Genomic DNA, 21,402 nt, shown 5'->3' on the forward strand with positions numbered 1-21,402 from the left:
GTTAACAGCAACACCATGTAGCCTAGTCGCCAATGTCCAGACGTTCGAAGGTGACGCTGCGCGGCCTTCTCAACGCCAACGGTCGCACGATCGTTCGCCATCCGGTGCTCATGATCGTCGGATGGCTGGTCATGGCGGGTTCGCTGTTCTTGGCATTCCCGCCCCTGCTACAGGTCGCCGAACGCAACCCGCCCGATTTCATGCCCGCCAACTCGTCGGTCATCGCAGCCAACCAGCAAATGAAAGACGCCTTCGACGAGGCGGATGCGGCGAACCTGATCGCGGTCGTGCTGGTCAACGAGAACGGCCTGACCGAGGCCGACGAGGCGACCTATCGCGCGCTCGTCGACAGATTGCGCGCGCGCACCGACATCGTGTCGTCGATGCAGGACTTCATCAGCATTCCCGAGATCCGCCAGGCCATGACCAGCAAGGACGGCCTGGCCTGGAACCTGCCGGTCAGCCTGTACGGCTCGATGGGCAGCGGTCAGGGGCAGGCCGCCTACCGGGACGCCAAGGAGATCATCGAGGAGGTGACGGCCGGCACGACGCTGAAACCGGCAATCGTCGGCGCCGCCGCAACATTCGAGGACGTCAGCAAGATCTCGCTGAGCGACCAGGTGCTGATCGAGGTCTCGACCGTCGTGACGGTGCTCCTGATCCTGATCATCGTCTACCGCAACATCGTCGCGATGATCATCCCGCTGATCAGCATCGGCATCTCACTGGCGGTGGCCCAGCAGGTGGTGGCCGGCCTCGGTTTGATCGGTCTGGGGTTGGCCCCGCAAACGATCGTGTTGATCACCGGCATGATGCTCGGTGCGGGCGTCGACTACGCCGTCTTCTTCTTCAGTCGCTATCAGGAGTTTCTGAGACGCGGGTACAAATCCGACGACGCCATCGTCGCGGCCATGGTCACCATCGGTGAGGTCATCGCCGGATCGGCGGGCACGGTCGCGATCACGTTCCTGGGGCTGTCTTTTGCGACGCTGAGCGTGTTCTCCACCGTCGGCCCGGCGCTCGCCGCCACCATCTTCATCGGCTTCCTGGGCTCGATCACCCTGCTCCCGGCCTTCATCACGCTCGCCGGACGTCGCGGCTGGGTCAACCCCCGCAAGGACATCACCGGTCCGTTCTGGCGCCGGATGGGTGTCTTCATCGTCCGAAAGCCAAAACTGAACCTGTTCGTGAGCTTGGCGATCCTGATGGCGCTGGCGGGCTGTGCGCTATTGGTCGACTTCAACTACGACGACCGCAAGAACCTGCCGACGGAGTCGGCGAGCAACGGCTCCTACGAGATCATGGACGATCACTTCTCGATCAGCTCCTCGATCCAGCAGTTCATCGTCATCCACTCCGAGACCGAGGATCTGCGGTCACCACGTGCCCTAGCGGACCTCGAACAGATGGCCAACCGCGTCAGTCAGTTGCCGAACATCGAGGCCGTGCGCGGTATCACCCGGCCCAACGGCGAGATGCTGGCCGAGGCCCGGGCCACCCATCAGGCCGGCGAGGTCGGCGACAAGCTCGGCGAGGCAACCGATCTGATCGACGAGAACGACTCCAGGCTGACGCAGCTGTCCGAGGGCGCGCGCACCTTGGCCACCGTGCTGGATCAGATCCGCGACGAGATCGTGGCGGCGGAACCCTCGCTGCGCACCATCCTCACCTCGCTGGTCGAGGTGGAGCAGGAATTCGGCGGTACCGAGACACTGCGTTCGATCGATGCCGGCGCCCGGATGATCGATCTGCTGCGCGGAGTCGGCAAGTCGATGGGGGTGGGCCTGGAACAGGTGGTGCTGAACACTCTCTGGATGCAGCCCACCGTCGCCCTGATGAAGTCCAGCCCGGTCTGCCAGCTCGACCCGGTCTGCAACGCGGTGCGCATCGACATGGAGCGCATCCTCATCGCCTACGACGACGGAACCATCCAGCAGCTCTACGAGCTGTCCAAGCAGCTGGAGACCACGCAGCGCGGTGACAGTCTGCATCAGTCCGTCGGCGGTATCACCGAGCGGTTGGACACCTCGCTGCAGGCGGCCGAGGACCTGGGTCTGAACAGCCCTGCCGATGTCGCGGCTCAGATGGACGAGCTGCTCAACGGGATGAACATGTTGGCCGACTCGAGTGAGGCGTTGGCCCAAGGCGTGCAGTTGCTGGTCGACCAGACCCGCCAGATGGGCGGCGGACTGAGCCAGGCCTCGGACTTCCTGCTCGCCATGAAGCGAGACGCCGGCGAACCGTCGATGTCGGGCTTCTACATTCCGCCGCAGATCCTGACCCGGCCGGAATTCGAGAAGGCCGCCAAACTGTTCATCTCCGAGGACGGCCACACCGCGCGGTACGCCGTGCAGACCGCGCTCGATCCGTTCGGTGCCGACGCCATGGATCAGGTCGACGACATCATCGCCGCGGCCGAGAGCGCCCGCCCCAACACCACTCTCGAAGACGCCACCATCCAGATGGTGGGAACGAGCGTCTACCAGAACGAGATTCGCGGCTACTACAACGGCGATATCCGCTACATCGTGCTGGTGACCCTGATCGTGGTGTTCCTGATCCTGGCGTTCATTCTCAAGGCGATCGTCGCACCGATCTATCTGGTGCTCTCGGTTGTGCTGTCCTATGCCTCCGCGCTCGGCATCGCCGTCATCGTGTTCCAGTACATCCTGGATCAACCACTGTTCTGGAACACCCCGGGTATGACGTTCCTGGTGCTCGTGGCCGTCGGCGCCGACTACAACCTGCTGCTGATATCCCGCATCCGCGAGGAGGCGCATCGCGGCACCAAGGTGGCGGTCATCCGCACCGTCGGTGCAACCGGTGGCGTGATCACCTCGGCGGGTCTGATCTTCGCGGCCTCGATGCTCGCCATGACGGTCAGCAGCATCGCCGCGATCGTGCAGTTGGGCTTCATCATCGGTGTCGGCCTGCTGCTGGACACCTTCCTGGTGCGCACCATCACGGTGCCCGCCATCGCGGTGCTGTTGGGTGAGCTGAACTGGTGGCCTTCGGTGGTGCCGAATGAGCTGCGCAGTAAGTTGCCGTTCCTCAAAAAGAAGGCGGCCGCCGACGATCGCACCACCTCGATGCGGTTCGCGGTCGACGACGACCCCGAGGATGACGACACCGACGTGGGCTACGGCGTGGCGGTGGCCAAGGCCTCGATGGTCAACGCCGCCTGGCGGGACCACTAGCCCGAGTCGTTTCGCTTCGCAACGAAATTTGCTGGTAACGAGCGGCTTTGGCCGATGCTCGTCGCCACGGCAACTGCCGCACGGCGTTCGCGGTTGCGTGATCTGCCTGCCGGTGCGGCGATCACCGAGGGAGGCAGGGCCGGATCCGGCTGGACGTGGCGTCAGCGCCACCATGTGGTGTACTTAGCCGACGAGCCCGCGTGGTCACATCATCCTTTCGAGCCTGGAGTCGACCTAGATGAAATTGAGCGTGATTGGAACGGGCTATCTGGGCGCCGTTCACGCCGCCTGCATGGCACGTATCGGTCATGAGGTTGTCGCCTTCGACACCGACGAGAAGAAGATCGCCGCGCTATCCACCGGCACCTCACCGTTCTTCGAGCCCGGATTCGACGAATTGCTCGCCGAGGTCCTCGCCACCGGTCGACTGCGGTTCACCCAGTCGGTGCAGGATGCGGTCTCCGGCGCGTCGGTGCACTTCGTCTGTGTCGGAACGCCGCAGTTGGCCGGGTCCGATGCCGCCAACATCGGCTACGTCGATGCAGCGTTCCGGTCGGTGGCCGCCAATGCCGACTGTGACGGGTTGATCGTCGGTAAGTCCACCGTCCCGGTCGGCACGGCCCAGCGCCTGGCCACCGAGGTGGCGGCCACTCAGTCGCCACACCGCCTCGAGGTCGCCTGGAACCCGGAGTTCCTGCGTGAGGGCAAGGCCATCGAGGACACTCTGCAGCCGGATCGGCTGGTTTTCGGCGTCACCTCCGAGTACGCCGAGAAGACCCTGCAGGAGGTGTACGGCTCCCTGCTCGACGCCGGTACCCCGCATCTGACCGCCGATCTGCCGACCTCGGAACTGGTCAAGGTGGCCGCCAACGCCTTCCTGGCCACCAAGATCTCGTTCATCAACGCGATGGCCGAGGTGTGCGAGATCGTCGACGCCGACGTGGTGACGTTGAGCCGCGCACTCGGCTATGACGACCGCATCGGCAAGCGATTCCTCAACGCCGGGTTGGGTTTCGGCGGTGGCTGCCTGCCCAAGGACATCCGTGCCTTCAGCGCCCGCGCCGGCGAACTCGGCGCGTCGGACGCGCTGCGCTTCCTGCACGAGGTCGACAAGATCAACCTGCGTCGCCGCGAGAAGGCCGTCTCGGTCGCCCGTGCGGTGGTCGGCGGTGAGTTCCTGGGCAAGAGCATTGCCGTGTTGGGCGCCGCGTTCAAGCCCAACAGTGACGATGTCCGCGACTCACCCGCGCTGAATGTCGCGGCGGCAATGCATTTGAAGGGTGCCGACGTCCGCGTCCACGACCCGAAGGCCATCGAGAACGCCAAGGCGAGGTTCCCGACGTTGGGCTATTTCGACAGCGTCGAGGATGCCTGCCGCAATGTCGACCTCATCGTGGTGGCCACCGAATGGGATGAGTACTGCAATCTGGATCCGGCGGCCGTCCGGTCGCTGGTCAAGCAGCCCCGCCTGCTCGACACCCGCAATGCCCTGGACCGTGAGTACTGGGCCGGCGCCGGGTGGCAGGTGTACAACCTGGGCAGGGGTGGGCTGAACGCGTGACCCGGATCGAGGTCATCATCCCGGTGCGCAACATGGCCGACCATCTGCCGAAGTTGTTGCAGCCCACGCTGGATCAGCTCGGCGAGGGTGACCGGGTGACCGTCGTCGACGATGCATCCACCGACGACACCGAGGCCGCGGCACGTGCACTCGGCGTCAACGTGGTGCGGCTGACCGACAATCGCGGTCCGTACTACGCCCGGCAGGTCGCCGCGGTCAGGTCGACCGCCGAGGTGCTGCTGTTCACCGACGGCCGGTGCCGGCCGTTGCCCGGCCTGCTCGACGCGCACCGCGCACTGCAACAGCAACCCGGTGTCGCGTTGTCCTGCACCAATGTCCGGACGTTGTCCGGGCCGACCCTGGCCGCGCGGCTGGCCGCCGCGATGCAGCCCTTCATGCTTCCCCGTTCCGGTGGCGCGATGAAGGCGACCATCGGGATGGTGCCGCCCAAACCGGACTACTACCCGACGGCCAACCTGGGGATCGACCGGTCCGCATTCATGGCGGTCGGCGGATTCCGGTCGATGCGCGGCGGTGGAGATCTCGATATCTGCTGGCGTATCCAGGAATCCGGGCTCGGCAGCATCGCCACAGACACCCGGGTGTTGATGGAGTGGGAACCGCGCACGTCGATGCGCGACCTGGGCAGTCAATGGAAGCGGTACGGCAACAGCAACGCCTATATTCGGTGGGCCAACCGCAACGACAAGGCGAGCGCGGGGGAGCAGGCTGCGGCCAAGCACTCCGCGGTCGAGGCGTGGGCGACGCTGCGTGCCGAGCTGCGCCGGCCGCCCAGTGAACTGTTGGCAAATGCCCTGGTCGGCCTTGCCTTTCAGTACGGCTATGTCTCGGCGACCATGAAACGGGCGAAGTTCGAGATGCCCGCCACCTTCGATTTGGCATCGGACGGCGACAGCGCCTGATTCTCAGCCCTCCTGCTTACCACCCTCGACCGCGGCCCGGTAGCCGCGCACCGTGATCGGCACGAATACCGCGGCGATCACGATCGTCCACAGGATGGTCAGCAGAACCGGTTGGAGCAATGGGCCACCCGAGGACAGCGCCCGCATGGTCGCCGCCGCCGGAGCCACCGGCTGGTACTCCGCCAACGGCCGCAGCACGGCAGGCACCCGATCGAGTGGTATCAAAGTGGCGAACGCCAGACCCATACACGCCGATTGGGTCCAGGTCAGGATGACCCGGCCCTTGGGTTGCAACGCCAGCGTGATCACGATGGTCGCGAACGACACCACGACCACCGACGGGATCAGCAGGTAGATCAGGAATCCGAAGGTGTTGCCCTCGAACCGGAATCCCATCGCAAAGGCGACGGCCACCACCAACGCGGAGCCGATGACGGTGCGCAACGCCTCGGCGAGCAGGGCACCGGCCAGCACGGAGGTCCGATGCACCGGCATGATCCACATCCTGGTCAACAGACCGCTGTCGCGGTCATACGGCACCACCAGACCCGCTCCCACGGCGGCCGACATGGCGCCTGCCAAGGTGCAGACCGGGATCAGCAGATCCAGCCCGCTGCTACCGGTGAGCCGGACCATCGACTTGCCGACCAGCAGGCCGTAGATGACCAGCAGGCCGGTGGGGAACAGCAGCGCCTGCAGCGGCACCATCGGGAAGCGGCGCCACTGGGTGAACAGTCGGCCGGCGAAGATCCAGCTCTCGGTGAGCAGCGAGTGCTGGTACTGCGAGTCCGATTTCACGATTCGCGCCCCTGCAGTCGAACGGCCATGGCGCCGAAGACGATCAGCATTCCCAGACACCAGGCCAGGCTGGCGAACAGGTTGCCCGGCACGGTGTCACCACTGGTGAACCCGCGCAACGTGTCGATGATCTGCGAGATCGGCTGGTATTGCACGAACGGATGCACCCAGGTGGGGAAGGCATCGACCGGCACCAGGCCGGTGGACAGCACCACCAGCACCACCTGCGGGATGAGCAACAGCTGGCTTGCCACCTCCGGCCGGCCCGCCTTGGAGCCGATGACGTCGGCGCCGAAGGACAGCGCCAGGGTCAGCAACAGCGACAGCAGCACGAACGCCGCGAAATAGCCGAAGCCGGTGGTGAATCTGAAGCCGAGAATGTAGGCGCCCAGGATCGAGGCCGCCAATCCGATGACGCCACGGACCAGGCAGTAGTTCATCCGGGCAATCAGCGGTGCATAGGGCGAGATCGGCAGGGTCCGCATCCGGGAGCCCAGGCCGCTGACCCGTTCCCAGGCCGCCCGGTCGGTGGTGGTCAGTGCGCCGAACAACATGGCCTGCACCACGATGGCCGGCAGGATGTACTGCTCATAGCTCATACCGGTCGGGATGACATCCCGCAGTAGCAGGGCCAGGCCGATCAGGCCGGAAATCGGCACCAGCACCGCGAACGCGAGATCGAGCTGGCCGCGCCGCAGGATGCGCCCGGTCAGAATTCCGGTCGCCGTCACGTCGAGGAGGCCGGGGCGGTCAGGTGCAGGAAGACCTCGTCGAGGGACGGCCGGCGCAGCGAGATGTCGATCAGCTCGACGTCGATTTCGTCCATCCGGCGGAACACCTCGGTCAGGGTGGCCACCCCGTTGGGGGCGGGAACCGACACCGTGGTGGCATCGGTGTCGACCTCGACCTCGTCGAAGTCGGCCAGCGCCGCGGCGATCCGCGGGAGGTCGGCCCGGTCGAGTGGGGTCATCTCGCAGTAGCTGGAGCCGGTCTGACGCTTGAGCTCGTCGGCGGTGCCCTTGGCGACGATCTGACCGGCATTGAGGATGACGATGGAATCGCTGAGGATGTCCGCCTCCTCCAGATACTGGGTGGTCAGCAGCACCGTGATGCCCTGAGCCTTCAACGAGGACACCAGGTTCCACACATCGCGACGGCTGCGCGGATCCAGCCCGGTGGTCGGTTCGTCGAGGAACAGCACCTTGGGCAGCACGACCAGCGATACGGCAATGTCGATACGCCGCCGCATGCCCCCGGAGTAGCCGACCACCTGGCGGTCGGCGGCGTGGCCCATATCGAACTGGGTGATCAGTTCCTCGGCGCGGGCCCGGGCCGCGGCGCGCTTCATCCCACGCAGCCGACCGAACAACACCAGGTTCTCCCGGCCGGTCAGTCGCGGGTCCAGCGCAGCGTCCTGGCCGGTCACCCCGATGTGATGGCGAACCTTGGTCGGTTCCTTGGCCACATCGAAACCGGCGACGATGGCCTGCCCCGAGGTCGGTGTCAGCAGCGTGGACAGGATCTTGACCGTGGTCGTCTTGCCGGCGCCATTGTGTCCCAGCAACCCACAGACCGACCCGGTCGGAACCGAAAAGCTCACGTCGCGCAGGGCGGGAACGCTACCGCCGAATGTCTTGGCGACGTTGATGAGCTCGATCACGGAGTCATACGATACAGCCGCGGCCAGATATCTGAGACCTTCGGTACGCGGGTTCTCGGCAGGACAGCGCTGGTCACCTTTTCGTGTGTCGCCGCAGCGCGGCACCGATCGCGATGACAGACAGAACGGCCAGCACCGGATAGATCAGCAGCAGGTCGATCCTGATGTTCGCATCGGGCCCTTCGGTGACGAACAGCTCCCATCCCGCATAGGCGATCCAGGCTGCGGCCGCCGCAGCGGCCCACCGCGAACACGACCGCCACCACAGCGCCAGCAGCGCCGTGCCTGCGAGCACGGCCAGCCACGGATGAGCGATCAGAACACCCATCCGACAAGCGTGCGGGGTACACGGCGGCCGATGCCGGACGACACGCCGCACGGCACGCCGAGACCGTTTCGCACTCCCGCGCGTCCGCCCGGGCCTGTCGGTCGGGGACCCTAGACTGACGTGTCTATGAGTACCGGTGGATCGTCTTCGAGCTTCGTGCATCTGCACAACCACACCGAGTATTCGATGCTCGACGGCGCCGCCAAGGTGAAGCCGATGGTCGCGGAGGCACAGCGACTGGAGATGCCTGCCATCGGGATGACCGACCACGGCAACATGTTCGGCGCCAGCGAGTTCTACAACGTCGCCACCGACGCCGGCATCAAGCCCATCATCGGTATCGAGGCCTATATCGCCCCCGGCTCGCGGTTCGACACCAAGCGCGTGCTGTGGGGCGACCGCAGCCAGAAGAGCGACGACGTCTCCGGTAGCGGTGCCTACACCCACATGACGATGGTCGCCGAGAACGCGACGGGGCTGCGCAACCTGTTCAAGCTGTCCTCGCTGGCCTCTTTCGAGGGGCAGCTGGGCAAGTGGTCTCGGATGGATGCCGAGCTGATCGCCGAGAACGCGAGCGGCATCATCGCGACCACCGGCTGCCCGTCCGGGGAAGTGCAGACCCGGCTACGCCTCGGCCACGTCGACGAGGCGATCGCCGCCGCCGCCAAATGGCAGGACATCTTCGGCAAGGACAACTTCTTCCTGGAGTTGATGGATCACGGTATCGAGATCGAGCGTCGGGTCCGTGACGGTCTGCTCGAGGTGGGCCGCAAGCTCGGCATCCCGCCGCTGGCCACCAACGACTGCCACTACGTGACTCGCGAGGCCTCGCACAGCCATGAGGCACTGCTGTGTGTGCAGACCGGCAAGACGCTGTCCGACCCGGCCCGCTTCAAGTTCGACGGTGACGGCTACTACCTGAAATCGGCGGCCGATATGCGGGCGCTGTGGGATCCGATGGTGCCCGGCGCCTGTGATTCCACCCTGTTGATCGCCGAACGGGTGCAGCCCTACACCGATGTGTGGTCGGCCCGGGACCGGATGCCGATCTTCCCGGTGCCCGACGGCCACGATCAGCAGTCCTGGCTGACCCATGAGGTGATGACCGGCCTGGCCGAGCGTCGCTTCGCCGGGGCCACCGTCCCGCAGGAGTATCTGGATCGCGCCGAATACGAGATCAAGGTCATCTGCGACAAGGGCTTCCCGGCCTACTTCCTGATCGTGGCCGACCTGATCAACTACGCCCGCTCGGTCAACATCCGGGTCGGGCCCGGCCGTGGCTCGGCAGCCGGTTCGCTGGTGGCCTACGCCATGGGCATCACCAACATCGATCCGATCCCGCACGGCCTGCTGTTCGAGCGGTTCCTCAACCCGGAACGTCCGTCGGCACCCGATATCGATATCGACTTCGACGACCGTCGCCGCGGCGAGATGGTGCGCTACGCCTCCGAGAAGTGGGGCAGCGACCGGGTCGCCCAGGTCATCACCTTCGGCACCATCAAGACCAAGGCCGCACTGAAGGACTCGGCCCGGGTCAATTACGGCCAACCCGGTTTTGCCATCGCCGACCGGATCACCAAGGCGCTGCCGCCGCCCATCATGGCCAAGGACATCCCACTGTCGGGAATCATCGACCCGACCCATGAGCGGTACAAGGAAGCCGCCGAGGTCCGTGGCCTGATCGACACCGATCCGGACGTCCGCACCATCTACGAGACCGCCCGCGGCCTGGAGGGCCTGGTCCGCAACGCCGGCGTGCACGCCTGCGCGGTCATCATGAGCTCCGAACCGCTGGTGGATGCGATCCCGCTGTGGAAGCGGCCCCAGGACGGCGCCATCATCACCGGCTGGGATTACCCGTCGTGTGAGGCCATCGGCCTGCTCAAGATGGACTTCCTGGGCCTGCGCAACCTCACCGTCATCGGTGACGCCCTGGAGAACATCAAGGCCAACCGCGGTATCGACCTGGACATGGACCACTTGCCGTTGGATGATCCGGCGACCTACGAGCTGCTGTCCCGTGGTGACACGCTGGGGGTGTTCCAGCTCGACGGCGGGCCGATGCGCGATCTGCTGCGCCGCATGCAGCCCACCGGGTTCAACGACATCGTCGCGGTGCTGGCGCTGTACCGGCCCGGCCCGATGGGTATGAACGCGCACAACGACTACGCCGATCGAAAGAACGGCCGCCAGCCCATCAAACCGATCCACCCCGAGCTCGAGGAACCGCTCAAGGAGATCCTGGCCGAGACCTACGGCCTGATCGTCTACCAAGAGCAGATCATGTTCATCGCGCAGAAGGTCGCCTCCTACACCATGGGCAAGGCCGATGCGCTGCGAAAAGCCATGGGTAAGAAGAAGCTTGAGGTGCTCGAAGCCGAGTACAAGGGCTTCAAGGAGGGCATGACGGCCAACGGCTTCTCCGAGGCCGCCGTGAAGGCGTTGTGGGACACCATCCTTCCGTTCGCCGGATACGCCTTCAACAAATCGCATGCTGCCGGCTACGGGCTGGTGTCGTTCTGGACGGCCTATCTCAAGGCCAACTTCCAGGCCGAGTACATGGCCGGTCTGCTGACCTCCGTCGGCGATGACAAGGACAAGGCCGCGATCTATCTGTCGGACTGCCGCCGGCTCGGGATCACCGTGCTGCCACCGGATGTCAATGAGTCGGTGCACAACTTCGCCTCGGTCGGTGAGGACATCCGGTACGGCCTCGGCGGTGTGCGCAATGTCGGCGCCAACGTGGTGCAGTCGATCATCAACGCGCGCAACGAGAAGGGCAAGTACACCGACTTCTCGGACTACCTCAACAAGATCGATATCGGGGCCTGCAACAAGAAGGTGACGGAATCCCTGGTCAAGGCCGGGGCGTTCGACTCGCTGGGGCATCCGCGCAAGGGTCTTTTCCTGGTTCACGCCGACGCCGTCGATTCGGTGCTGGGCACCAAGAAGGCCGAGGCCATCGGTCAGTTCGACCTGTTCGGCGGTGGTGACGCCGATACCGGAATGGAGTCGGTGTTCTCCATCCCGGTGCCCGAGGGGGAGTGGGAGGACAAGCACAAGCTGGCCCTGGAGCGCGAGATGCTGGGCCTGTACGTGTCCGGGCACCCGCTCGACGGTGTTGCACACCTGCTCACCTCGCATATCGACACCCAGATCCCGGCAATCCTGGAAGGTGATATCGCCAACGACACCCAGGTGCGGATCGGCGGCATCCTGGCCTCGGTGAACCGGCGGGTCAACAAGAACGGTCTGCCGTGGGCCTCGGCGCAGGTCGAGGACCTGACCGGTGGTATCGAGGTGTTGTTCTTCCCGCAGACCTATTCCGCGTTCGGCGCCGATATCGCCGACGACGCCGTCGTGATCGTCGGGGCGAAGGTCGCCATCCGCGATGACCGGATCTCGCTGATCGCCAATGATCTTGTGGTGCCGGACTTCTCGAATGCCACCGGCGACCGGCCGGTGGCGGTCAGCCTGCCGACCCGACAGTGCACGGTGGACAAGGTGACTGCCCTCAAGCAGGTGCTGGCCCGCCATCCGGGTACCTCGCAGGTGCACCTGCGGCTGATCAGCGGTGAGCGCATCACCACGCTCGAACTCGACCAGTCGTTGCGGGTGACGCCATCCTCGGCGCTGATGGGCGACCTGAAGGCGCTGCTGGGCCCGGGGTGCCTGGGCGGCTGAGCTTGCTGGCAGGTGGCTGTGAGTTAGCCATCGCTGCATGCCCGCGCGTCGATTCAAGATCAATAACGGCCTCATCACTTACTTCGGTCCACAGGCCTGGTCCAATTGTGATTGGCGTCAATTAACCAATATTTGGCTAGCCTCATTTGCTGAATATCGCATTTCGAGAATGTTTGAAAATGTTCACAGAGAATTGCGCTGAGATCTTTCGCGAAATGCCATTCTCTTGGTTATTGTTTCGCTGTGGGGGCAGACAAAATACGGCCGGTGCCGTGGTCTTTTGGATACTCAACAGAAGCTGGTTCGGCAGGCGCGCATGTCGTCGGCGGTCTCGTCACCCACCTGCATCGTCAGGCAGTCTGGGGACACGGGCACGTCACCCAGAACAAGGGCTTCAACCCGACATCGATTCCAGGGTATTGCAAGGCGTTGGTGGAGTTCGCCCTGCTGGGGCCCAGGCTCACGCTGACCAACCGCCACTCGAACCGGTCGGTGGTCGGATCCGGTGCAGCCAACGTCTCCCTGACGACGTATGGCAAGCGCATCGCCACGGTGTGGAAGACCATCGAGACCATCGGAAGCGGCACGGTGCGGCCGGGCCGGCTGATCCTGTGGCTCGATGACGCGGCGGTGGTGGCCGACCCGCCGGAGTCCCTCAAGCGACTGCAGGCCCGCGGCCTGGAGATCCGGCACTGCCACGACTACGGACCGCACAAGAAGTACTTTCCCTACGTCCAGGAAATCCTTCCGGACGAGCCGGAAACCACGCTGGTCACCGTCGATGACGATGCCTACTATCCGGATACCTGGTTGGCGGAATTGCTGGCCGCGCACCGGCCCGACGAGGTCACCGCGTTCCGGGCCCGGATCCGCAACGACGGCCCGTACGGCACCTGGCCGGTCTGTACCACCGACCGGCCGTCACCGTACGTATTCGCCACCGGCGTCTCCGGGGTTGCCTATCCGCCGCACCTGCTGCGCACGCTGCGAGACCGGGGTGACGAGTTCATCGAGGTATGCCCGCGGGCCGACGACTACTGGCTGCATTACGCGGCAGTCGCCACCGATACGCCCATCCGGCAGGTTCGCGATACCGCGGCCATGTGGTGGGAGATGCCGCGGGCGGCGGGCAGCGGCCTCTGGGATAAAAAGGGCACGGCAAACGATGCCATCTCGGATCAGGCAAAGGCGGCGTGGCTCGGCGCGAAAGCCGGGTAGTAATTCTCGCGCTCTTTGTATCTGATGCTGAAATTTCGAACGCTTTCATTATTTGTGCGTGCAATTGTCACGTTGATTGAGTCAATCCCTCGGCGGTGTCGATGCAATGAATGCCGCCGTCGCAGTTCGACGCGAGCAATCAACCATCAGTCTCGGCCCGCCCTGTGTCGGCAAACCAGATATCGGTCGAATGGTCACGTACTGGTCAGTGCAGCAAGCTGACGGCGCGGGTGAAGACCAGCGCGATGGTCGTCACCGCAACCAACGATTGCACCGCCATCATGAGTTTGGCCCAGCGCGCCAGTGGCATGGTGTCGGTAGGTGAGAACGCGACGGAATTGGTGAATGCCACGTACAGGTAGTCGATGAACATCGGCCGCCAATCCGGGGGTGCGTGATCGGGATCCGACATCTGCGGGAACAGGAAATCGGGAATGTCCTGATCACCGGTCAGTCTGGCCGCCGGTCCGCCACGATCGAGCAACCAGTACCAGATGCCGAAGGCGATGATGTTGGTGATGTAGATCGCGCCGCCGCTACCGAGGAGCACGGCCACATCGTCACCGACATCGCCGGTCAGGATCCGGTAGTCCAGAACGGCAGCGGAGGCGGTGTTGTCCAGCGTTATCGCCGCAACGAGTGCGCGCGTGGCCCAGGCAGATACGAACCCGAACCGGGACGGCTTGAGCGGATTCACCACCAGCAGCACCAGCAGAAGCAGAATCTCCAGCGTGATCAACGGCCAGCGCGGGACGATGGTGTACCGGTCCGGAATCGCGTACTGCAGCGCGATGACTGCCACGATTGCGGTCAGGGCCGGCCATCGTTGTTCCGGCGTCGACGCGCGCAGCCAGGATGGGACGACCCGTTCTGGATCGAGGGGATTCGATTGTGGACGTTCCGCCATGGCTACAGCATGGAGTCGTGAAGTCGACACGATCGGATGAAACGCCGTTGCTTACCGGCACTGTTCGGTCGAGGACAACACCGGGAGTCTGTTCTGCGGCCATACGCTGCGTTGCTGTTCGACAGCGCGATCCAACACCCACACGTTGCTGCCCGGCGGGAGCCATGACGGGTTCGACGGCACGTCGGGATAGGCCTCGAAGCGAAACTCGTTGTCCCGCAGTCCATCGTTGTGCGGCCGCACGGTGTACATGACACGGTCTGCGTCACGGGAATCCATGACTTCCGCGATCTGCGGCCGACGATAGCCGACAACGACATATCCGTCATTGGTCGACAGCCAATCCTGCACGAGGTGCGCGATGCACCTGCGCTCGTTCTGCTCGTCGACTTCCCACAGAACGGGTCCTCGCACGTACTCCACTCGTCCAGGTTCGCCATCGACCTTGATGAGGAAGCAGGACACCAACAGCAGGGCGATCATCGCCCACATGGCTCGCACACCCGCATCCCGGCAGATCAGCCAGTAGAGCGCGGGCAAGGCCGGCAACAGATAGCCGGACTCGTGCGGCAATACCAGGAACAGCAACCCGAATGTCGCAACGTTTGCGACGGCCCAGCGGTTCATCCGATTGGCCACATTGCCTACGTCACGCGGCTTTCGATTCCGAACGGCTGACCAGATCGCGATGGCGACGCCGATGGTTCCGGCAGCGCCGAACAGGCCGACGGTGGCGAAGTTGACCGCCTGCAAGATGTCGTACTTGCTATCTGCTGCGCGAAAGGCTGCCCACCCCAACGAGACGAATTCCGGTGTGTAGAAAGCAACCGCGATGGCGAGGGCGCCCACAAGCGGCCAGATCAGCCTCTTCCACGATACGTCCAGGAGCAGCACGATGGCGATCACCGCCAGTGCGTTGGTGGGACGCGCCGCAACTGCAAATCCGAGCAATAGGCATGCGGGCCAGATGTGTTGGCGCGTCGCGCACAGGGCCGCCGCCAGTACGAACGTCAGGCCCCACAGGTAGTCCATGGCACCGAGGCCGGCCACATAGGCCGCCGGGGTCAGCGCCAGCGCGAGCGCGGCAACCAATGCACGTGCCTCGCCCAACGGTTGGAACAGCAGGTACACAAGCACGACCGCGGCCGCGGAGAGGGCGGTCGCGATCAGACCCATCCAGATGCTCGAGACCAGTCCCACCTGGAACAGGCCTGCGAGCACGAACTCGGTCAGTGGATATCCCGGCGGCCGCGACGGAATATACACACCGGTTTCCAGGAGCATCTCCGCCGATGTGACCGCTCGCCATGCGTCGGGGTCGGTGCCATAACCGTGACCGATGAACGGAAGCCGCGAAAGGATGACCCCAACGGCCAAGAGCAGCACCGTCTTATGGGTCCCAGAAACCAGCGTCGCCATTCGCCCCCCTCGAAGCACGCGCAAGTCAGGTCATAGTACGGCGCGTTCGACGGGGATACTCAATTGGGCAGGGCGGCCGAACGACGCCATGTAAGCGTCGGGATCGGCGAGCGGGTGTGAATTCCTCGATGACCTAGCGGCGGGCGGTGATGCCGCCGACCAGCCATACCACCGTCGCGGTGCCGGCCGCGGTCAATACCGCCGGACCCATGCTCGAGGCTGCGACACCGACCACCACCAGCGCCAACGCGCCGAGGACGAGCGCGAGCACCTTGTACATCGGCCAGGGCACCCCGGCGATGGCGATTTCGGTGTGTGTGGTCACTGCTACACGATAACTCTCAACCAAGAGTTCGGGCAACCGAAACCCTGGATACGGTGTGTCCGGCCGGCGGTAACCGGTTTTCGTCTAGAGCCCAGGTGGTGGCACCATTGTCCGGGTGTCCACCGATCTGAACCATCGCACTTCGCCGCCGACCGCCACCGACGTGGATGAGGCCGCCGAGCGAATTTCCGGTGTGGTCACCATCAGCCCGCTGCAGTTCAGCGATCGGTTGTCTCAGGTCACCGGCGCCCAGGTCTACCTCAAGCGTGAGGACCTGCAAGCGGTACGGTCCTACAAACTGCGTGGCGCCTACAACCTGCTGATGCAGCTCACCCCCGACGAACTCGCCGCCGGCGTGGTCTGCTCCTCGGCAGGCAACCATGCGCAGGGGTTCGCGCTGGCCTGTCGCTCCATGGGTGTGCATGGCCGCATCTATGTGCCGGCCAAGACGCCCAAACAGAAGCGAGACCGCATCCGCTACCACGGCGGCGACTTCATCGAACTCATCGTCGGCGGCAAGACCTACGACCTGGCCGCCGAGGCCGCGCTCGACGATGTGGCGCGCACCGGTGCGACACTGGTTCCGCCGTACGACGATCCGCGCACCATGGCGGGGCAGGGCACCATCGCGGTCGAACTGCTCGACCAGCTGCCCGGCGAGCCCGATCTGGTGATCGTTCCGGTCGGCGGCGGCGGCTGCATCTCGGGTATCACGACCTATCTGGCCGAGCGCACCACCGGAACTGCAGTGCTCGGTGTCGAACCCGCCGGGGCGGCATCGATGTTGGCCGCGCTCGCGGCCGGTGAGCCGGTGACCCTGGACCACGTCGATCAGTTCGTCGACGGCGCGGCGGTGGCCCGGGCCGGTGCACACACCTTCGCCGCGCTGGCGGCCGCCGGCGACATGCTGTCGGTCACCGCGGTCGACGAGGGCGCGGTGTGCTCGGCGATGCTCGACCTGTACCAGAACGAGGGCATCATCGCCGAGCCCGCAGGCGCATTGTCGGTGGCCGCACTGCTCGAGGCCGATGTCACCCCGGGATCCACGGTGGTGTGCATCATCTCCGGCGGTAACAACGATGTCTCCCGCTACGGCGAGATCCTGGAACGTTCGCTGGTGCACCGCGGCCTCAAGCACTACTTCCTGGTCGACTTCCCGCAGGAACCCGGTGCGCTGCGCGGATTCCTGGACACCGTGTTGGGTCCCAACGACGACATCACGCTGTTCGAGTACGTCAAGCGCAACAATCGGGAGACCGGTGAGGCACTGGTCGGGATCGAGATGGGATCGGCCGGCGACCTGGAGGGCCTGCTCAAACGCATGCACGACTCGGACGCCCATGTCGAACTGCTGGAGCCGGGTTCGCCGACCTACCGCTACCTGACCTGAACGCGTAGCACCGCATAGGAGTGCCCCGGGATGACGGTCGCCTCGCCCTCGACCGCGGTGTCATCCCAGGCCAGCACCGTCTCGCCGGTAACCGGGACGGCCACCGCGTCGGTACCCAGATTGCAGACCACCGCCAGGCTGCCGCGGTGCAGCACGATCCAGCGGGCATCCTCGTCATAGTCGACGCGCAGATGTCCCAACCACGGATCGGCCAGGTCGGGTTCGTTGCGCCGCAAACAGATCAGATCCCGGTAGGTCTGCAGCAGACGGCCATGGGCACCCTCGCCGACCTCGGCCCAGTTCAGCTTCGACCGCTCGAAGGTGGCCGGGTCCTGCGGGTCCGGGATATCGTCGGCATCCCAGCCGTGCGCCGCGAATTCGGCCTTGCGTCCCTCGGCGGTGGCCCGGCCCAGTTCCGGTTCGGGATGTGAGCTGAAGAACTGGAACGGGCTACTCGACCCCCATTCCTCGCCCATGAAAAGCATTGCGGTGTAGGGGGAACCGAGAGCCAACGCGGCCTTCACGGCGATTTGCCCGGGGGACAGGTTCTGCGAGGGTCGGTCGCCGATCGCCCGGTTGCCGACCTGATCGTGGGTCAGCGTGTAGGCGACCAGGCGGGTCGCCGGAATGGCGGCCTTGTCCAACGGGCGGCCGTGCCGGCGCCCCCGGAACGACGAATACGTCCCGGCATGGAAGAACCCGTCGGCCAGGGTCTGCGCGAGCGTGCGCATGGAGCCGAAATCGGAGTAATAACCCTGCCGCTCACCGGATACCGCGGTGTGGATCGCGTGGTGGACATCGTCGTCCCACTGGGCCGTCATGCCCAGCCCGCCTTGTTCACGCGGGGTGATGGTCCGCGGGTCGTTCATGTCGCTCTCTGCGATCAACGACAGCGGCCGACCCAATTGTGCCGCCAAGGCCTCGGTTTCGCCGGCGAGTTCTTCCAGGATGTGGATGGCGGTGGTGTCCACCAGGGCGTGGACGGCATCCAGTCGCAGACCGTCGGCGCCGAAGTCACGCATCCACCGCAGAGCACATTCGATGATGTACCGGCGCACCTCGTCGGCGCCGGCGTCGGCGATGTTGACCGACTCGCCCCAGGGGTTGCTTCCACTGGACAGGTATGGACCGTAGCGCGGCAGGTAGTTACCTGACGGGCCGAGGTGGTTGAACACCGCGTCGATGATGACCCCCAGACCGCGGGCATGGCAGGCCTCGATGAATCGCAGTAATCCGTCCGGGCCACCGTACGGTTCGTGCACGGCGTACCACAGCACGCCGTCGTAGCCCCAGCCGTGCGTCCCGCTGTAGGCGTTGACGGGCATCACCTCGACGAAGTCGACCCCGAGATCGACAAGGTGGTCCAGCTTTTCGGCGGCCGCGTCGAAGGTGCCGGCGGCGGTGAAGGTGCCGATGTGCAGTTCGTAGATGACCGCACCCTCGACAGAGCGGCCCGCCCAGGTCGGCGGCGGGCCGGCCGGCTGCCACAGCGCAGACCGGGCATGTACCCCGTCGGGCTGGCGGGCCGAACGGGGATCGGGGAGCACGGTGTCGTCATCGTCGAGCACAAATCCGTAGCGGCTGTCCGGGGTCGACGGCACCTCGGCGCGCCACCAGTCATCGGCCGTCCGCTCCATCGGATGACGGGTACCCTCGATATCGAGTTGGACCCGCTGCGGCCGCGGCGCCCACACCGCAAAGGACGTCACAGCGCACGCTCCAACAACACCCCGGGCAGCTCCGCAAACAGTTCCGCTGCCGGCACCGCGCCACTGAACATGCGACCGGTCAGCCGGTCGTTCCAGGTCCCGTCGGGCAGCGTCACTGTGGTGTCCTCCCAACCGGTTTCGATCAGGCGCACGGTCCAGCGGGGCACCGCCACCAGGATGTCGGAACCACGAAGGTAGGCCACCACATGCGCGGCGGCCGCGCCGTCGGCCGGCACCGGCCGGTAGCCGCCGTCGGTGAAGGTCTCCGGATGTTCCCGGCGAAGCCGCAATGCGGCGTGCACCACCCGGACCTTCGGGTCGGTCGCCGCCGTCAGTGCTGCGCGCCGTGCCGCGTAATCCACCGGTCGCCGATTGTCCGGATCGACGAGGCTGTCGTCGAACAGCTCGGTGCCCTGATAGACATCCGGGATACCGGGCACGGTGAGCGCCAACAGTTTCTGCGCGACGGCGTCGTTGCGGGCGGCGCCATCAGCCTGCCCGACGAACTCCGTCATCTCGGTCGCCACCGGACCGTCGAGCACTGCGTCGATCCAGTCGTGCACCGCCGTCTCGAACTCGATGTCCGGGTCGTTCCAGGTGGTGCGTACGGCGGCCTCACGGATCGCCTTCTCGGCGTATGCGTGCAGACGGTCCCGCAGCGTGTCGGAGACCTCGCCGTCGGCGGGCCAGACTCCGAAGATATTCTGCCACAGGAACAGCCCGGTGGCCGCATCCGGCGGCAGCACAATCGCGGACCACCGCGCCACCTGTGCCGACCACCGGTCGGCCACCTGGGACAGCACACCGATCCGGGCCCGGACATCCTCGCTGCGTTTGGTGTCGTGGGTGGACAGCGTGACCATGGCGTGCGGCCACAACCGTGCCCGGGTTGCGGCGCGTTCATGGAATTCCGCGGCGCTCACCCCGAATCGGGTGGGCTCGCCACCGACCTCGTTGAGGGAGACCAGCCGGGCGTCCCGGTAGAACAGGCAGTCCTCGACGGCCTTGGCGGTCACCGCACCGCACAGCTGCTGCAGGCGGGTCGCCGACTCTCCGTCCACGGCCAGCGCGGTCGCCACCAGCTGGAGCGGTGCGGCCAGATCCGGTTGTGCGGCAACGGTACCGGCGATCGCGATGGGCGCGACCGCGGCCAAGTTGTGGTAGTCGAACCGGTAGACGTGGACATGGGTCAGCAAGGCCACGACGGCATCGGCCAACCTCGGATGGTCGGTGCCCACCTCGGCGACGATGCACCGCCGCAACCGGGCCAGTTCACTGCTCAGGGTGTGCGTGGCGGCCGCGGTCTTCAGTTCGGCGACCGTGGTCTCGGTGCCGGCGTAGTCGACACCCGCCGTTTCGTAGAGGGCCGTCAGGGCCGCCTCGCCGGCCGGGTCGACGAACAGCCCGCCGATCTCACGCAGGGCGTCGTAGCCGGTGGTGCCGTCGACCGGCAGCCCGGTGTCCAATGCTTCCTCCGGCGCCAGGATCTTCTCGATCACGATCCAGGCCTGCGGGCCCACCAGCTCGCGCAGGCGGTGTACGTAGTCCACCGGATCGGCCAGCCCGTCGGGATGGTCGATGCGCAGACCGTCGACCAGCCCGTCGGTGAACCAGCGACCGACCTCGGTGTGCGCGTCGGCGAACACCGCCGGATCGTCCTGCCGCAGCCCGGCCAGTGAGGTGATGGAGAAGAACCTGCGGTAGCCACACAGGTTGTTGCGCCAACCGATCAGTTTGTAATGCTGCCGGTCATGCACCTGTGGCCCGGTACCGTCGCCCGTGCCCGGGGCGATCGGCCAGCTGCGGCCGTGCAGCCGCAGGACGTCCCCGTCGACCTCGAGGTCGGCGATATCGCCGTCGGATCCCAGCACCGGCAACAGGATCCGACCGTCGGCCACCTCCCAGTCGACGTCGAAATGGGCGCCGTGCGCACCGTCGCGGCCGTGCTTGAGCAGGTCCCACCACCACGGGTTCTGCTCGGGCATGTCGACACCGACATGGTTGGGCACGATATCGACGATCAGCCCGAGGCCCCGTTCGCGCGCCGCGGCGGACAGCGTCGCCAGGCCCTCGGCACCCCCGAGTTCCGCCGACACCGATGTCGGATCGGTCACGTCGTAACCGTGGCTGGAACCGTGCACCGCGGTCAGGATGGGGGACAGGTACAGGTGCGACACACCGAGATCGTCCAGATAGTCCACCAGGTCGGCAGCATCGGCGAGGGTGAACGAATCACCGCGCAGCTGAAGGCGATACGTCGAGAGCGGGACACCCATCCAATCG

15 protein-coding genes are annotated in these 21,402 nt (G+C 65.5%); 6 read left to right on the forward strand and 9 right to left on the reverse strand.

Features of this window, described 5'->3' with window-relative positions; genetic code table 11:
• Positions 1-32 precede the first annotated feature (32 nt).
• The 3 genes from ACLBYA_RS09960 (at position 33) to ACLBYA_RS09970 (ending at position 5,681) form a co-directional block, all read left to right on the forward strand.
• On the forward strand, positions 33-3,197 hold the full coding sequence (locus tag ACLBYA_RS09960; protein WP_447709232.1) for an MMPL/RND family transporter: 3,165 nt from the start codon (positions 33-35) through the stop codon (positions 3,195-3,197).
• Between the two features lie 238 nt (positions 3,198-3,435).
• The gene (locus ACLBYA_RS09965) at positions 3,436-4,758 is read left to right on the forward strand and encodes a UDP-glucose dehydrogenase family protein (protein ID WP_447709233.1); all 1,323 of its coding nucleotides are present in this window, start codon (positions 3,436-3,438) and stop codon (positions 4,756-4,758) included.
• Positions 4,755-5,681, forward strand: a complete 927-nt coding sequence (locus ACLBYA_RS09970; RefSeq protein ID WP_447709234.1) for a glycosyltransferase — start codon at positions 4,755-4,757, stop codon at positions 5,679-5,681. Before ACLBYA_RS09965 ends, ACLBYA_RS09970 begins: the two co-directional genes overlap by 4 nt.
• A 3-nt stretch (positions 5,682-5,684) precedes the next feature.
• Here ACLBYA_RS09970 and ACLBYA_RS09975 read toward each other — a convergent pair whose 3' ends face one another.
• From ACLBYA_RS09975 to ACLBYA_RS09990, 4 genes are all read right to left on the reverse strand, one after another.
• A complete protein-coding gene (locus ACLBYA_RS09975; protein ID WP_447709235.1) occupies positions 5,685-6,479 on the reverse strand; it encodes an ABC transporter permease in 795 nt (264 codons plus the stop codon).
• Positions 6,476-7,210 carry an ABC transporter permease gene (locus tag ACLBYA_RS09980; protein ID WP_447709236.1) on the reverse strand — a complete coding sequence of 245 codons (735 nt, stop codon included), beginning with the start codon at positions 7,208-7,210 and terminating at the stop codon, positions 6,476-6,478. Before ACLBYA_RS09980 ends, ACLBYA_RS09975 begins: the two co-directional genes overlap by 4 nt.
• A complete protein-coding gene (locus tag ACLBYA_RS09985) occupies positions 7,207-8,139 on the reverse strand; it encodes an ATP-binding cassette domain-containing protein (protein ID WP_447709237.1) in 933 nt (310 codons plus the stop codon). The genes ACLBYA_RS09980 and ACLBYA_RS09985 overlap by 4 nt, the downstream gene beginning before the upstream one ends.
• Before the next feature lie 73 nt (positions 8,140-8,212).
• Positions 8,213-8,467, reverse strand: a complete 255-nt coding sequence (locus tag ACLBYA_RS09990; RefSeq protein ID WP_447709238.1) for a hypothetical protein — start codon at positions 8,465-8,467, stop codon at positions 8,213-8,215.
• A 126-nt stretch (positions 8,468-8,593) separates the two neighbouring features.
• Between ACLBYA_RS09990 and dnaE the strand changes: the two genes are divergently transcribed.
• Together dnaE and ACLBYA_RS10000 are read left to right on the forward strand one after the other, a co-directional pair.
• On the forward strand, positions 8,594-12,151 hold the full coding sequence (gene dnaE, locus ACLBYA_RS09995) for a DNA polymerase III subunit alpha (protein ID WP_447709239.1): 3,558 nt from the start codon (positions 8,594-8,596) through the stop codon (positions 12,149-12,151).
• Positions 12,152-12,418: 267 nt separating this feature from the next.
• Entirely contained in the window at positions 12,419-13,369 is a 951-nt protein-coding gene (locus ACLBYA_RS10000; protein WP_447709240.1) for a hypothetical protein, read from the forward strand.
• Positions 13,370-13,574: 205 nt separating this feature from the next.
• On the opposite strand, the gene ACLBYA_RS10005 is transcribed toward ACLBYA_RS10000, so the two are convergent.
• The 3 genes from ACLBYA_RS10005 to ACLBYA_RS10015 all read right to left on the reverse strand — a co-directional run bounded on the left by ACLBYA_RS10005 (position 13,575) and on the right by ACLBYA_RS10015 (position 16,020).
• Positions 13,575-14,276, reverse strand: a complete 702-nt coding sequence (locus ACLBYA_RS10005; RefSeq protein ID WP_447709241.1) for a hypothetical protein — start codon at positions 14,274-14,276, stop codon at positions 13,575-13,577.
• A 51-nt stretch (positions 14,277-14,327) separates the two neighbouring features.
• Positions 14,328-15,695 (reverse strand): hypothetical protein, encoded by a 1,368-nt coding sequence (locus ACLBYA_RS10010; RefSeq protein WP_447709242.1) that lies wholly within the window; start codon positions 15,693-15,695, stop codon positions 14,328-14,330.
• Positions 15,696-15,828: 133 nt separating this feature from the next.
• Positions 15,829-16,020, reverse strand: coding sequence for a hypothetical protein (locus tag ACLBYA_RS10015; RefSeq protein WP_447709243.1), 192 nt, complete (start codon positions 16,018-16,020; stop codon positions 15,829-15,831).
• A 106-nt stretch (positions 16,021-16,126) separates the two neighbouring features.
• Between ACLBYA_RS10015 and ilvA the strand changes: the two genes are divergently transcribed.
• Positions 16,127-17,410 carry a threonine ammonia-lyase IlvA gene (gene ilvA, locus ACLBYA_RS10020; protein ID WP_447709414.1) on the forward strand — a complete coding sequence of 428 codons (1,284 nt, stop codon included), beginning with the start codon at positions 16,127-16,129 and terminating at the stop codon, positions 17,408-17,410.
• Here ilvA and treZ read toward each other — a convergent pair.
• Together treZ and treY are read right to left on the reverse strand one after the other, a co-directional pair.
• On the reverse strand, positions 17,398-19,119 hold the full coding sequence (gene treZ / locus ACLBYA_RS10025) for a malto-oligosyltrehalose trehalohydrolase (RefSeq protein ID WP_447709244.1): 1,722 nt from the start codon (positions 19,117-19,119) through the stop codon (positions 17,398-17,400). The two genes, ilvA and treZ, sit on opposite strands and share 13 nt — an antisense overlap.
• Entirely contained in the window at positions 19,116-21,395 is a 2,280-nt protein-coding gene (gene treY, locus ACLBYA_RS10030) for a malto-oligosyltrehalose synthase (RefSeq protein WP_447709245.1), read from the reverse strand. The genes treZ and treY overlap by 4 nt, the downstream gene beginning before the upstream one ends.
• Between the last annotated feature and the right edge of the window lie 7 nt (positions 21,396-21,402).

It is taken from the genome of Mycobacterium sp. C31M, from assembly GCF_053345865.1.

What these genes read in the sequence shown, in the direction of transcription:
- ACLBYA_RS09960 (WP_447709232.1), top strand. Translation starts at nt 33, where the DNA reads ATGTCCAGACGTTCGAAGGTGACGCTGCGCGGCCTTCTCAACGCCAAC.
- ACLBYA_RS09965 (WP_447709233.1), top strand. Translation starts at nt 3,436, where the DNA reads ATGAAATTGAGCGTGATTGGAACGGGCTATCTGGGCGCCGTTCACGCC.
- ACLBYA_RS09990 (WP_447709238.1), bottom strand. Translation starts at nt 8,467, where the DNA reads ATGGGTGTTCTGATCGCTCATCCGTGGCTGGCCGTGCTCGCAGGCACG.
- dnaE (WP_447709239.1), top strand. Translation starts at nt 8,594, where the DNA reads ATGAGTACCGGTGGATCGTCTTCGAGCTTCGTGCATCTGCACAACCAC.
- ACLBYA_RS10005 (WP_447709241.1), bottom strand. Translation starts at nt 14,276, where the DNA reads ATGGCGGAACGTCCACAATCGAATCCCCTCGATCCAGAACGGGTCGTC.
- ACLBYA_RS10010 (WP_447709242.1), bottom strand. Translation starts at nt 15,695, where the DNA reads ATGGCGACGCTGGTTTCTGGGACCCATAAGACGGTGCTGCTCTTGGCC.
- treY (WP_447709245.1), bottom strand. Translation starts at nt 21,395, where the DNA reads ATGGGTGTCCCGCTCTCGACGTATCGCCTTCAGCTGCGCGGTGATTCG.